Source organism: Azospirillum oryzae (assembly GCF_900177515.1).
Lineage (GTDB): Bacteria > Pseudomonadota > Alphaproteobacteria > Azospirillales > Azospirillaceae > Azospirillum > Azospirillum oryzae_A.
Window position 1 is genome coordinate 353,192 of the sequence record NZ_FXAK01000009.1, and the last position, 12,478, is coordinate 365,669.

Annotated in this window: 12 protein-coding genes; 6 read left to right on the top strand and 6 right to left on the bottom strand. The window is 68.4% G+C overall.

All coding sequences use genetic code 11. From position 1 onward, the window contains the following. The first annotated feature begins 1 nt into the window (after position 1). Genes B9N97_RS30030 through B9N97_RS30040 form a run of 3 tightly spaced genes read left to right on the top strand, consistent with a single transcriptional unit; the run spans position 2 to position 3,308 of the window. A complete protein-coding gene (locus B9N97_RS30030) occupies positions 2-1,189 on the top strand; it encodes an MFS transporter (protein ID WP_085091486.1) in 1,188 nt (395 codons plus the stop codon). Continuing rightward, entirely contained in the window at positions 1,186-2,577 is a 1,392-nt protein-coding gene (locus tag B9N97_RS30035; RefSeq protein ID WP_085091487.1) for an amidase, read from the top strand. The genes B9N97_RS30030 and B9N97_RS30035 overlap by 4 nt, the downstream gene beginning before the upstream one ends. Further along, positions 2,574-3,308 (top strand): GntR family transcriptional regulator, encoded by a 735-nt coding sequence (locus B9N97_RS30040; RefSeq protein WP_244561009.1) that lies wholly within the window; start codon positions 2,574-2,576, stop codon positions 3,306-3,308. Before B9N97_RS30035 ends, B9N97_RS30040 begins: the two co-directional genes overlap by 4 nt. Before the next feature lie 19 nt (positions 3,309-3,327). On the opposite strand, the gene hydA is transcribed toward B9N97_RS30040, so the two are convergent. From hydA to B9N97_RS30070, 6 genes are all read right to left on the bottom strand, one after another. Then, entirely contained in the window at positions 3,328-4,764 is a 1,437-nt protein-coding gene (hydA, locus tag B9N97_RS30045) for a dihydropyrimidinase (RefSeq protein WP_085091488.1), read from the bottom strand. Between the two features lie 28 nt (positions 4,765-4,792). Then, positions 4,793-5,539: a maleate cis-trans isomerase family protein gene (locus B9N97_RS30050; RefSeq protein WP_244561010.1), complete on the bottom strand. Its 747-nt coding sequence runs from the start codon at positions 5,537-5,539 to the stop codon at positions 4,793-4,795. 59 nt (positions 5,540-5,598) lie between these two features. Next, positions 5,599-6,942: an amidohydrolase family protein gene (locus tag B9N97_RS30055; protein WP_085091489.1), complete on the bottom strand. Its 1,344-nt coding sequence runs from the start codon at positions 6,940-6,942 to the stop codon at positions 5,599-5,601. Then, entirely contained in the window at positions 6,939-7,760 is an 822-nt protein-coding gene (locus B9N97_RS30060) for an ABC transporter ATP-binding protein (RefSeq protein WP_085091490.1), read from the bottom strand. Before B9N97_RS30060 ends, B9N97_RS30055 begins: the two co-directional genes overlap by 4 nt. A gap of 4 nt (positions 7,761-7,764) precedes the next feature. Then, positions 7,765-8,571 carry an ABC transporter permease gene (locus tag B9N97_RS30065; protein ID WP_085091491.1) on the bottom strand — a complete coding sequence of 269 codons (807 nt, stop codon included), beginning with the start codon at positions 8,569-8,571 and terminating at the stop codon, positions 7,765-7,767. Positions 8,572-8,662: 91 nt separating this feature from the next. Next, the gene (locus B9N97_RS30070; protein WP_085091492.1) at positions 8,663-9,679 is read right to left on the bottom strand and encodes an ABC transporter substrate-binding protein; all 1,017 of its coding nucleotides are present in this window, start codon (positions 9,677-9,679) and stop codon (positions 8,663-8,665) included. 68 nt (positions 9,680-9,747) lie between these two features. On the opposite strand from B9N97_RS30070, the gene B9N97_RS30075 reads away from it, so the two are divergent. From B9N97_RS30075 to B9N97_RS30080, 3 genes are all read left to right on the top strand, one after another. Further along, on the top strand, positions 9,748-10,629 hold the full coding sequence (locus B9N97_RS30075; RefSeq protein WP_244561011.1) for a GntR family transcriptional regulator: 882 nt from the start codon (positions 9,748-9,750) through the stop codon (positions 10,627-10,629). Positions 10,630-10,680: 51 nt separating this feature from the next. Beyond that, on the top strand, positions 10,681-11,067 hold the full coding sequence (locus B9N97_RS35335) for a hypothetical protein (RefSeq protein WP_208621308.1): 387 nt from the start codon (positions 10,681-10,683) through the stop codon (positions 11,065-11,067). 82 nt (positions 11,068-11,149) lie between these two features. After that, positions 11,150-12,166, top strand: coding sequence for an IS110 family RNA-guided transposase (locus B9N97_RS30080; RefSeq protein WP_085091494.1), 1,017 nt, complete (start codon positions 11,150-11,152; stop codon positions 12,164-12,166). The last annotated feature ends 312 nt before the right edge of the window (positions 12,167-12,478 follow it).

The window sequence follows — 12,478 nt, forward strand, 5'->3', positions numbered from 1 at the left end:
CATGGTAGCCGAGGCCGAGGCCGCCGCGCCAGTGCCGCCCCTGCTGCCGGCGCTGGCGGGAATGACCGGCCTGCAGGCGCTGGTGGCGCTGGCCCTGTTCGCGCCTGGAGTGCTGGCGCCGCGGCTGGGTATCGATCCGGCCGGGCTGGGCCTGTTCACCACCACGGGCTTCTCGGTGGGCATGGCGACGTCGCTCTGCGGCGGCTTGCTGGCCGGGCGGCTGGGCTCCTTCCGAGTCGCCAGCTTCTGCGCGCTGGCGGCGGCGGCAGCCATGCTGTGCGCGGCAATCGGTGGCGGTGCCGCGGCGCTGCTGGCGGCGGGGATCGCCATCGGGCTGGCCTGCGGACCCGAGACGCCGGCCAGCGCCGCCATCCTCGGCCGGCTGGTGCGCGAGGCGGACCGGCCGATGGTGTTCTCCGTCCGCCAGACCGGCAACCAGATCGGCGCCATAGCCGGATCCCTGGCCCTGCCGGTGCTGGCCGCCGTCGCCGATCCGCGCGCCGGCTATGTCGCCATCGCCGCGCTGGCGCTGCTCTGCGTTCCGGTCTTCGAGCGGCTGCGGCCGGCCTACGATCCGCTGACCCGCAGCGCCGCCGCCGGCTTCGGGCTGGGTACGGCGCTGCGGCTGCTGTGGATCGATCCGGCTCTGCGCCGCATGGCGCTGGCTGCCTTCCCCTATTCGGCGAGCCAGTTGACGCTGAACGGCTTTTTCGTCGTCTTCGCCGTGACGGAGCTGGGGCTGGGCCATGTCGCCGCCGGGGTGGCGCTGGCCGCCGGGCAGGCGGGCGGGCTGGTGGGGCGGCTCGGCTGGGGCGTCGTCGCCTCGCACTGGATGGCGCCGCGCCTGCTGGTCGGGCTGCTGGGACTGGGCATGGCGGCGGCGTCGGTGCTGGTGGCGCTGGCCGGCGGCGCGATGCCCTTTCCGGTCCTGATGCTGGCGACCTTCCTGTTCGGACTGACCGCCAGCGGCTGGAACGGTGTGTTCCTGGCCGAGGTCGCAAGGCTGGCGCCCGTCGGCCGCATCGGCGAGGCGACGGGTGCGGTGATGGTCGGCGGCTTCGCCGGGCTGATCGCCGGTCCGGTCCTGCTGGTCGCCGCCGCCGCGCTCAGCAGCCTCGCCGCCGGCTATGTCCTGGTCGGGCTGCTGGCGGCGCTGGCCGGATTGAGCCTTTTCGGAGACAAGCGATGACCTCACCAATTCGCGTAGCCGCTGTGGCGGAGGCCGTGCGCGGGGGCCGCAGCAGCGCCCGCGCCGAGACCCTGGCGGCGCTCGACCGCATCGCCGCCGGCAACCCGGCACTGAACGCCTTCGTCACGGTCGACGGAAACCGGGCGCTGGCCGAGGCGGAGACTGTCGACCGCCGGATCGCCGCCGGGGAAAGGCTGCCTCTGGCCGGCGTGCCAGTCGCGGTCAAGGACACCATCTGGGTTGCCGGACGGCGAGTCACCCAGGGATCGCGCCTGTTCGCCGATTTCCACGCCCCGGCGGACGCCGTCGCGGTGGAGCGCCTGCGCGCTGCCGGTGCTGTCATCCTCGGCATGGCCAACAGCTCCGAATTCGCCTGCAAGGGCGTCACCACCAACCCGCTGTTCGGGCCGACGCGCCATCCGCAGAACCCGGACCTCACCCCCGGCGGGTCGAGCGGCGGGCCGGCCGTGGCGGTGGCCGCCGGGCTGGTGCCGCTGGCGCTCGGCACCGATGCCGGCGGGTCGAGCCGCCGTCCGCCCGCCCATGTCGGCGCGGTCGGTTTCAAGCCGTCCTTCGGCGCCATTCCCTATGGTCCGGGCTTTGCCGAGCCCTTCACCGGCATCGCCGTGATGGCGCCCATCGCCGCCGACGTCGCCGACGCGGCCCTGATGTTCGAGGCGCTGTGCGGCCCCGATCCGCGCGATCCCGACTCCGTCGCCATCGCCGCCATGGACGGCCGGCCGCCGGATTGCCTGACCGTCGCCTGCAGCCCCCGCTTCGGCCTGGACGCGCCGGTGGACGATGCGGTGCGGCAGGCGGTGGACGGCGCGGTCGAAGCGCTGGAACGGGCGGGTGTCCGCATCGTCCGGCGCGATCCGACTTGGCCGGACGGGGTAACGGAAACGGCGCTGATGCCCTTGCAGCATGCAGGGCTGGCCGCCCTTTACGGCGAAGCCTTCCGCCGCGACCCGGCCCTGTTCGATCCCGACATCGCCGTGCAGATCGAACGCGGCCTGAGCCTGACCGGCGCGGAGGTCGCGGCGGCACAGCTGCTGGGTGTAGAGGTGGCGCGTTCGCTTGCCGGATACTTCACGGGTGTCGATCTGCTGATCGGTCCGACGACGCCATGCGTCGCCTGGCCGCTCGATCGGCTGGGGCCGGAGACCATCGGCGGTCAGGCGGTGCCGCCGAGGGCGCATGCCGTCTTCACCCCGCTGTTCAACCACGCCAAGGTGCCGGCGATCAGCCTGCCCTGCGGTGCCGGTCGCGACGGCTTGCCGGTGGGGCTCCAGCTGGTGGCCCCGCGCGGGCTGGACCACCGGCTGCTGCGCTTCGCCGCCTTCACGGAAACGGTGCTCGCCGCCGGCGGGCAAGGACAACTCGGATGAGCATGGACGACGATCTTCCCGCCACGGCGGTTCCCGACACCGAAGCCGCTCCCCGGCGTCGCCGCGCGGTGCCGCCCCCGCCGCTGGCGGAGATGGCGGTGGAGCGGCTGCGCGACATGATCATCTATGGCGAGCTGCCGCCGTCGTCCCGGCTGATCGAGCCCGAACTGAGCGAGAAGCTCGGCATTTCCCGCACGCCGCTGCGCGAGGCGCTGAAGCTGCTGGCCGCCGACGGGCTGGTGATGCTGCGCCCCAACCGCAACGCCATCGTCGCTCCTCTCGACGCCAGCGAGCTGATCCACCTGTTCGAGGCCGAGGGCTGCATCGAGAGCTTTGCGGCAAGGCTGGCCGCCGAACGCATGACCGCCGCCGACCTGCGGCGGCTGCGTGGCTTCCAGGAGAAGATCGAAGCATTGCAAGGGGCTGGCGCGCTGGAGGAATATTTCTCCATCAACCAGAAGATCCACCGGCTGATCGTGTCGGGCGCCAAGAACCCGGCCTTGGTGGATGCACATGACCGGCTGCTCGGCCGGCTGGCGCGGGCGCGCTATTTCGCGCTGGGCGCCCAGGGGCGATGGAAGGAATCGGTGCTGGAGCACCGCGAGATCCTGGCGGCGATGGAGGCCCGTGACGGTGAGACCGCGCAGCGGCTGTTCGTCCACCATGTCGGCCGCACCGGCGAGGTGGTGGCCGCCGCCTGTGCATCACCCAGGGCTCGGCGGGCGATGTAGCCACCACCCGCCGGGACCTTCAAAACGGCAGAACCGGCGCCGGGGCGCTCTTGGGACGGGCGGGAGCCGGCAGGCCGCAGGGCAGGAACTCCCCGCGGCCGGGCTGGACCAGAAGCGCGCCGTCACGGCACACCACCGCCCCGCGCGAGATCGTCGCCACCGGCCAGCCGGTCACCTCCATCCCCTCATAGGGGGTGTAGTCGACATTGTGGTGCAGCATGGCGTTGGTGACGGTCACACGGCGGGCGGGATCCCACAGGGCGATGTCGGCATCGGCCCCCACCGCGATGGTGCCCTTGCGCGGATGCAGCCCGTACATGCGGGCCGGATTGGTGGCGGTCAGCTCGACGAATTTGGTCAGCTCCATCCGCCCGGTCATTACCCCGGCGGAGAACAGCAGCGGCAGCCGCGTCTCCACCCCCGGAATGCCGTTGGGCACGCAGCGGAAGGGCGCCTTATCGCCATGGACCTTCTTGCCGCCGGGACCGTCGAAATGGAACGGCGCATGGTCGGACGAGAAGATCTGGAAGGCGCCGCCGGTTAGCCCGTCCCAGATGACGGCCTGATTGGCGGCATCTCGCGGTGGCGGCGAGCAGATGCATTTCGCCCCCTCGAAGCCGTCTTCGCCCAGATCGTCGGCGGTCAGGAAGAGATATTGCGGGCAGGTCTCGGCATAAATGCGCAAGCCGCGCCCCTGCGCCCAGCGGATCTGTTCCACCGCGTCGGCGCCGGAGACATGGACGATCAGGATCGGCACGTCCACCAGTTCGGCCAGAGAGATCGCCCGGTGGGTGGCCTCGCGCTCCGCCACGCGCGGGCGGGAGACGCCATGGAAGAAGGGAGCAGTCTGCCCGGTGCGCTCCAGCTTCTCGGTCAGCCAGGCGATGCAGTCGGCATTCTCCGCATGCATCATCACCATGGCGCCCTCGCTGCGGGCGATGTCGAGAACCTCCAGGATCTGGCGGTCGTTCAGCTTCAGCGCGTCGTAGGTCATGTAGATCTTGAAGGACGTGTAGCCCTCGCGGATCAGCGCCGGCAGTTCCTGTCCCAGAACCTGTTCGGTCGGATCGGTGACGATCAGGTGGAAGGCATAGTCGATCACCGGCTTGCCGGCGGCCCGCCGGTGATAATCGTCCACCGCCTCGCGCAGCGACCGGCCCTTTTCCTGACAGGCGAAGGGCAGCACGGTGGTGGTGCCGCCGAACGCCGCGGAGCGGGTGCCGGTGAGGAAATCGTCGGCCATCACCGACCCGTCGCCGGTCGGCTGGTCGAAATGGACATGCCCGTCGACGCCACCGGGCAAGACCAGCAGCCCGGCGGCGTCGATCTCCTCCGCACCGGCGCCTAGGCCGGCCCCGAGCGCCGCGATGGTCCCGCCGCGCACGCCGACATCGGCCTTGAACACGTCCGACGCGGTGGCGACCGTGCCGTTGCGGATGACCAGATCGAACTCCATGTTCCCCTCCCCTTTCCTCTGGCGGCGGTCAGCCGTGCAGTTCCTGGAACAGGCTGCCCCAGCCCTCGACCCCGCGGGTGTCGACGCCGGTCATGCGCAGCGCCTTCCACACCACGGTGGACACGGTGTCATAGACGGGAATGCCCAGCGCCTTCTCCACCCGCTCGGCCACCGGGGCGCCGCGCATGTTGGTGCAGATGATGGCGATGGCGTCGGGCTTGGCCTCCGCCACTTCTGCGCACATCCGCTCGATCCGCTCCTCGGCAATCTCGGAGAAAGAGAAGTTGCCGCGGTCGTTCAGATGACGCTCCGCCACCACCTCGAAGCCGGCGGCGTTGTAGTTGGCGACCATCCGCTCCTGGATCTCGTCGAGATAGGGGCTGACGATGGCGAAGCGCTTGCGGTCGGTGGTCTCCAGGATCTCGTTCAGCGCCAGCATGGAGGTGCAGGCCGGAATGCCGGTCTCCGCCGCGATGGTGCGGCACAGCCGCTCGTCGGCATCGAAGCCGAGCCAGCCGGCCGAAGTGCCGTTCCAGCCGATGACGTTCAGCTTCGCGTCGGCCAGCAGCCGGGCGGCGTCGAGGAAGGGTGCGTCGGTGAACTGGTCGAGCGCCGCGGCGCGCAACGAGATCTCCTTGACGGTGAAGCGGCCGAAATGGGCCGTCACCTCCGGCAGTCCGCTCAGCATCGCGGCGGTCACCGGCTCCAGCACCGTGTTTGACGACGGGGTCAGCATCCCCAGGAGGACGCGCTTGGTCAGGTCGGGCGTGCTCATGTTCGGTCCTTGTCGCTTCAGGCGTTTTCTTGTTTTCAGGGTTTTCTGTTTTCTGAGGTTCAGGCACGCGCCCACAGCGCGCGGGCGGCTTCGTCGGCCTCGATGCAGATCCGTTCCAGGTCCGCGCGGAGCAGACGGCCGTCCTCCACCAGAATTTCGCCGTCGACCATCACCATCTCGACGTCTTGACCCTGGCCGGTGTGGACCAGGGTGCCGAGCGGGTTGATCTGCGGCCGCAGATGCGGACGGCGGGTGTCGAACAGCACCAGATCGGCGCGTTTGCCGACGGCAAGCGTACCGATCTCTCCGGCCATGCCGACGGCCTCCGCTCCGCCCAGCGTTGCCATGCGGAAGACGTCGGACGGCTGCCAATCGGCGGTGACGCCGCCCTGGCCGATGCGGGCGGTGGCCAGCGCCCAGCGCATCGCTTCCACCATGTCGCCATGCTGGGTATCGGTGCACAGCGCCAGATTGACTCCCGCCGCCTTCAGCGCCGGGGTCGGCGCCAGCCTGCCGGAGGCGGCGTTGCATTTGGGAACGGTCACCGCATGGGTGCCGGCGCGGGCCAGCCGGGCGATGTCGTCGCCATCTACATAGAGGCAATGGGTGGCGAGAAGCCGGTCGTTCAGCAGCCCGACCTCCTCCAGCAGAGCCGCCGGAGACAGGCCGGTCGAGGCGCGGACGCGCTCCACCTCCACCCGGCTCTGGGCCAGATGGGTGTTGACGCGCATGCCGCGGGCCGACGCCTCGGCAGCGAGCGTGCGCAGGAAGCCGGGGGAGCAGGTGTCCGGCGCATGGGCGGCCATTTGCACCGCGATGCGTCCACTCCCGGCGCCATGCCAGCGGTCGTGCAGGTCGAGCGTCCGCCGCAGCAGATCGTCGCCGATGGCGGCGTCGAAGCACCATTCCCCCTGCGGCACGCGGGCGAAATCCACATCATGCACCCGCCAGCCGGCATGGACGCGCAGGCCGAGGTCGGCGACGGCATCCAGCGTCGCCTCGGCATGGACGAAATGGTCGCAGACCAGGGTGGAGCCGGACAGCAGCGCCTCCGCCACCCCCAGCCGGGCCAGCGCCCGCGCCTCCTCCGGCGTGGCGTCGGTGCCCTTGGGAACGCCGGGGGTGTAGGAGGGGGCGAAGCCGAGATCGGCGGCGACGCCGCGCACCATCACCAGCACCGCATGCAGGTGGGCGTTGACGAAACCGGGCGTCGCCACCCGGCCGGGCCGGTGCATCTTGCGGGCCGCCGCCGGCAGCCCGGCGGAGGCCGGGGCCAGATGGGCGATCCGGCCGTCGCGGATGCCGATGGCGGCGTCTTCCACGATGCCCAGCGCCGGATCGCCGGTGATGGCGGTGACGCCGGTCAGCAGCAGGTCGAGCGGGACGAGCGGGGTGGGTGTCATGCCGCCGCACCCTGCCGGCTGGCTTCCGCGGTGACTTCCGCTTTCGCTTCCCGGCGCTGCTGCATCCCCTCCTCGCGGATGAGGTTGAGGATGTGGCGCTTATGGTCGTTGAACTGCTGGCTGGTGATGTCGCGCGGGCGCGGCAGGTCGAGGTCGATCAGCTCGCGCACCCGCCCCGGACGGCTGGTCAGGACCGCGACCTGGGTGCCGAGCACCAGCGCCTCGTCGACGCTGTGGGTGACGAAAACGATGGTGCAGCGCTGCTTCTGCCAGATGGCGACCAGTTCTTCCTGCATGTCCATCTTGGTCTGGGCGTCGAGCGCCGCGAACGGCTCGTCCATCAGGATGACCTGCGGGTTCAGCAGCAGGGCGCGGGCGATGCCGACGCGTTGGCTCATGCCGCCCGACAACTCTGCCGGGAAATGATTCTCGAAGCCGCGCAGGCCGACCATGTCGATGTATTCCTGCGCGGCGGCCCGGCGGTCGGCCTTGCGCCAGCCCTTCAGCCGCAGATGGAAGGCGACATTCTCCCACACCGGCAGCCACGGCATCAGGTTGGCCTGCTGGAAGACCATGCCGCGGTCGGCGCCCGGCCCGTCCACCGGCTTGCCGCCGACCGTCACGCTGCCGCCGGTCGGCTTCTCGAAGCCGGCGATCATGTTCAGCAGGGTGGACTTGCCGCAGCCCGAAGATCCCAGCAGGCATAGGAACTGGTTCGGTTCCACCGACAGGCTGACGTCGTCGATGGCCAGCAGATCACGCTTGCGCTTGGCGTCGCGGAAGACCTTGGTGATGTTCTTGAGTTCGATGGACGCCATGGCGTCAACCCTCCCGGCTCTGCAGGGTTGATCCGTGCTGCCAGTGCAGAGCCATCGACATCAGGAGCTTGATGAGGCCGTCGGTCGCATAGCCGAGCAGGCCGATGCTGGCCATCGAGGCGAGCACGAGGTCGTAGCGCAGGAAGTAATAGCTGTCCCACAGCACATACCCCAGCCCGCTCTTGACCGCGACCATCTCGGCGGTGACGGTCAGCATCCAGGCGGCGCCGATGCCGATGCGCAGGCCGGCGAAGATGCTGGGCAGCGCCGCCGGGAACACCACATGGCGCAACAGCTGCTGTTCGGTGGCGCCCATCATCGAGGCGGCGCGGATCAGGTTGCGGTCGGCGGTCTTCACCCCATGGATGGTGTTCATCAGGACAGGGAAGAAGGCGCCAAGGAAGACCAGGAAGATCGCCGGCTTGTCGGCGATGCCGAACCAGATGATCGCCAGCGGAATCCAGGACACCGGCGGAACCGGGCGCAGCATCTGGATGGTCGGTTCCACCGTCCGCTCGACCCAGCGCCACCAGCCGATGGCGATGCCGAGCAGGATACCGCTGACCGCCGCGATACCATAACCGGCGGCGACCCGCATGGCGCTGGACAGCGCGTCGGCCAGCCAGCGCCCGCTGTTGCCCTGCGACGTCTCGTCGAAGCCGAACACCCAGTCGCCCCAGGCATGCAAAACTACCGTCGGCGGCGGCAGCAGCGCCGCTGGCAGCAGGCCGGATCGCGACACGATCTCCCAGGCCACGAGAATGAAGAGGGGAACGACTGCCCGCTCCCAGGATTTCCAGATCGCCCTCATGAGGCGGACTCCCGTTCCGTCGAAAACACCTGTCGGATGCGCCCCGCCGTAAATCGCGGATCGGGCCGGCGGGGCCGCATGCGGCCGCGGATCAGTAACCGAGTTCGCTTTTCGGCTTGCCGGTAACGGTTTCGAGGAACTTGTAATCGAGGTTCTTTTCGGCCACCGCGGACACGTCGTGGCTGATGTATTTCAGGTCGCGCATCATCGCGGCGATGGCCAGCGTGCTGTCCTTGTGCATCTCATAGTCCGGGGTGGCGTTCTTCAGCGCCTCGGCGGCGACCGCCTTGTCCATGCCGGTGTATTTGTTGATCGTCTCGATCCAGGCGCCCTTGTCTGCCTTCAGGGTGTCGACCAGAGCCACCACCGACGCGACGGTGGCCTCGACCGCCTTGGGATGTTCCTTGATGACGTCGGAACGGGTGACGATCAGGTTGGTCAGGTTGCCGGCGGCCTGGTCGTAGGGAAGCGTGAAGTGCCGGCCGACGCCGCTGCCACGGATCTGCGAGGCGAAGGGCTCCACCGTACAGATCACGTCGACCTCGCCGCGCTGCAGGGCGGCAGCGTGGTCGGACGGGTTCGGGATGTTGATGAACTGCACGTCCTTGTTGGCGTCGATGCCGTTCTTCAGGAAGGCGCCGCGCATGTGGATGTCCTGCGCGTTCCCGCGCGAGGCGGCGACGCGCAACGGCTCGCCCTTCGCCTTGCGTTCGGCGACCAGCGCCTTGAAACCGGCCCAGTCGTCCGCCTTCAGCTCGATCCCCTTGGCCGTCAGAATCTCCGAGCCGCCATTCACCTGACCGGAGATGGCCACCACGTCGAATCCCTTGTCGAGGGCGGTGATGTAGTGGAGGTAGGTGACCTGGGCCACATCGATGCTCTTGGATACCAATGCCGTCAGAACGTCGTTGCCGGAATTGAAGTTGATCGCCTCGATCTTGACGCCCTTTGCCAGATCGGGTGTCAGCGCCATCGGCAGGCAATGGGCGCATTTGGCGAAACCCAGCTTCACCGCCTCCATATCGGCGGCCTGCGCCGTCGCAGCGGCCGCGGACAAGGCGAGGGCCAGGCCGGTGACGGCGCCATAGGTGAAGGATCGAAGCGACATGGGCAGGATTCCCTGATGCGATTGCGATGATCCGTCGATCGCAAACCGCGTGCCAGATTGTATACAAAATGGTGATTTTGGAAATCATCATCATTATCAATGGCTTGCATTATTTTCCCGTCGGAGCGCCTTTGCGAGTCACGCTTGCCTTATTTTTGTGCGCATGGCATCGTTCGCACATCTATGCACAATCATTCAGCAGAACGGGCAGTGCCGGATCGACCATGGATAGCGTGAAGACAGCCAAGCCCGCCGCCGGGCCGATCCGCCGCGAAACGCTGCATCACGGGGTCGTCGCGGAATTGCGCACGATGATCCTTTCCGGAGAGCTTCGGCCGGGAAGCCGGGTACCGGAAATCCAGCTGTGCGGGCATCTCGGCGTTTCCCGCACCCCGCTGCGGGAGGCGTTGCGGATCTTGGCCGCGGAGGGGCTTGTGGAACTCCGGCCGCACCGCGGCGCGGTGGTGACGCCCATCGATCCGAATGAAATTGCCGCGGTCTTCGAGGTAATGGAGGCGCTGGAGGCGTTGGCGGGCGAACTCGCATGCCGACGTGGGACAGAGGAGGAATTTGCCGAACTCGACCGGCTCCACGCTCGGCTTCACGCGCAGTTCGATGCCGGTGACCGGCTGGCCTATTTCATGACCAACCGCCAAATTCATGCCTGGATCGTCGCAATGGCGCGCAACCCCTCCTTGGAGGCCACCTACTCTGGCTTCGCATCGAAGATCCTCCGCGCCCGGTCACTGGCCAACTACGATGCCGACCGCTGGCGCGACTCGCTGATGGAACATGATGGCTTCATGGCGGCACTCCGGCGACGCGATGCGGCGACGGCAGGCAGGCTCCTGGCAGACCACTGCTGCCATACCACGGCTGCCGTCCTCAATGCGCTCAACGGCTCCGAGGATTCGCTGCAAAACTCGGCACGCGGACGGCTTCCCCCCTGAGGCGCTGGTGATCAGGCAGCCTTGTGAGAGACCGGCATGCCAAGGCTGGGCATGATGTTGAACCGCCACCGCCGTCACAACCGCGCCGACCGCGGCCAGCGGCAGCCGGTAGGGCTCGAAATAGGTGAGCAGCAGGTCGGACCCGAAGGCGAAGAGCAGGATCTTGTTGCAGGTCGGACAGGCAATGCCAAGAAAGCCGAGCAGGCTGCCGAAACCGGCGCCGGGAACAGGGCACCGGGGCCGCCGAATGGCGACATAGACGCCGACCAGCACGGACTGGATGGCCAGCAACCAGACCTCGAAGCCTTGGGTCGGCGTCATCCGCACGAACACCGGGTTCGGCCACACGGCCGTGACGGTGCCGAGCACCAGAAAGGTGCCGAGTGCCGCTGCCATGCCGCGCCATGGCTGCACCGGCGCGAGACCACCAGCAGGTGAGGTGATGTGGTGGACGGCCCTTTTCCCCAAATGCCGGTGAAAAGCGTTGGACGTCGAAGACACCACCTCATAGGAGCCAGCGATGGGCGTGACGACAATCGGTCTGGATCTGGCGAAGAATGTTTTCCAGGTTCATGGCATCAATGGCGACGGGAAGGTTTTGGTCCGTCGGCAGTTGCGACGGGGCGAGGTGCTGAAGTTCTTCCAAGGCCTGCCGGCGTGCCTGGTGGGGATGGAAGCGTGTGGAACGGCGCATCACTGGGCGCGGGAAATTGCGGCGCTGGGCCATACGGTGAAGCTGATGCCGCCCGCCTACGTCAAGCCCTACGTGAAGCGCGGAAAGACCGACGCCGCTGATGCCGAGGCCATCTGCGAGGCGGTGACCCGGCCGACGATGCGCTTCGTGGCGGTCAAGAGCATCGATCAGCAGGCAGCCTTGATGCTCCACAAGACTCGGGACCTCTTGGTCCGGCAGCGGACGATGCTGATCAACGCCTTGCGCGGTCACCTCGCGGAGTTCGGGATTATCGCGGCCAAAGGGCCAAGCGGGACGAAGGCCGCCATCGAGACTTTGCACGAGGCGCAGGATCGTCTTCCGGAGTTGGCGCGACGGGCACTGCACGGCCTCGTCGATCAGCTCCGCCTGCTCGGCGAAGAAATCGACCGGCTGGAGGCGCGCATTCTGGAGTGGCATCGCGCCAGCGACGTGAGCCGCCGTTTGGCGACGATCCCCGGCATTGGCCCGATCACCGCGAGCGCGATCGCCGCGGCGGTGCCGGACGGGACGCTGTTCCGATCGGGCCGGCAGTTCGCCGCCTGGCTCGGCCTGACGCCGAAAGCCCACAGCAGCGGCGGGAAGGAGCGGCAGACGGGGATCAGCAAGCAAGGCGACGGCTACCTCCGCCGCCTGCTGGTCGTCGGCGCCACGGCGGTCATGCGGCTGGCGCGCCAGGACAACGCGGCTCGATGCTGGGCGGCGAAGCTGCTGGAGCGCAAGCCCGCCAAACTCGCCGCCGTTGCCCTGGCCAACAAAACGGCGCGCATTGCCTGGGCGGTGCTGACGCGCGGCGGGACCTACGCGGCACCGACCGCCGCGTAGTCGAGGTTCGCCTCGGCAGCGGACCAAGGTCCTGCCGAGGCGGATGGCGTGAGGGTGGTGAGACGTGATGACGAACCGGTCAGACCGGGGATCGACCAAACCCACGGGGACCAAGCGCCCGGGAGCGCGCTGAGGTGATTTGGGCGTTGATCCGCGGACTTCATCAAGGCCAGCGACCAGAGGTCGCGACGACAGGCCGGACACATGGATGCACCCGACCAACCGTCAACACGAATTCTCCTCTTGCGCCGAGAGGGCCGTCCACACATGGTGTCTTCGACGTCCAACGCTTTTCACCGGCATTTGGGGAAA

Bases quoted from the DNA above. Each gene is read 5' to 3' on its own strand.
- B9N97_RS30080 (WP_085091494.1), top strand. From the start codon at position 11,150: ATGGGCGTGACGACAATCGGTCTGGATCTGGCGAAGAATGTTTTCCAG.
- hydA (WP_085091488.1), bottom strand. From the start codon at position 4,764: ATGGAGTTCGATCTGGTCATCCGCAACGGCACGGTCGCCACCGCGTCG.
- B9N97_RS30055 (WP_085091489.1), bottom strand. From the start codon at position 6,942: ATGACACCCACCCCGCTCGTCCCGCTCGACCTGCTGCTGACCGGCGTC.
- B9N97_RS35335 (WP_208621308.1), top strand. From the start codon at position 10,681: ATGATGTTGAACCGCCACCGCCGTCACAACCGCGCCGACCGCGGCCAG.
- B9N97_RS30070 (WP_085091492.1), bottom strand. From the start codon at position 9,679: ATGTCGCTTCGATCCTTCACCTATGGCGCCGTCACCGGCCTGGCCCTC.
- B9N97_RS30060 (WP_085091490.1), bottom strand. From the start codon at position 7,760: ATGGCGTCCATCGAACTCAAGAACATCACCAAGGTCTTCCGCGACGCC.
- B9N97_RS30075 (WP_244561011.1), top strand. From the start codon at position 9,748: ATGGTGATTTTGGAAATCATCATCATTATCAATGGCTTGCATTATTTT.
- B9N97_RS30065 (WP_085091491.1), bottom strand. From the start codon at position 8,571: ATGAGGGCGATCTGGAAATCCTGGGAGCGGGCAGTCGTTCCCCTCTTC.
- B9N97_RS30030 (WP_085091486.1), top strand. From the start codon at position 2: ATGGTAGCCGAGGCCGAGGCCGCCGCGCCAGTGCCGCCCCTGCTGCCG.
- B9N97_RS30050 (WP_244561010.1), bottom strand. From the start codon at position 5,539: ATGAGCACGCCCGACCTGACCAAGCGCGTCCTCCTGGGGATGCTGACC.
- B9N97_RS30035 (WP_085091487.1), top strand. From the start codon at position 1,186: ATGACCTCACCAATTCGCGTAGCCGCTGTGGCGGAGGCCGTGCGCGGG.
- B9N97_RS30040 (WP_244561009.1), top strand. From the start codon at position 2,574: ATGAGCATGGACGACGATCTTCCCGCCACGGCGGTTCCCGACACCGAA.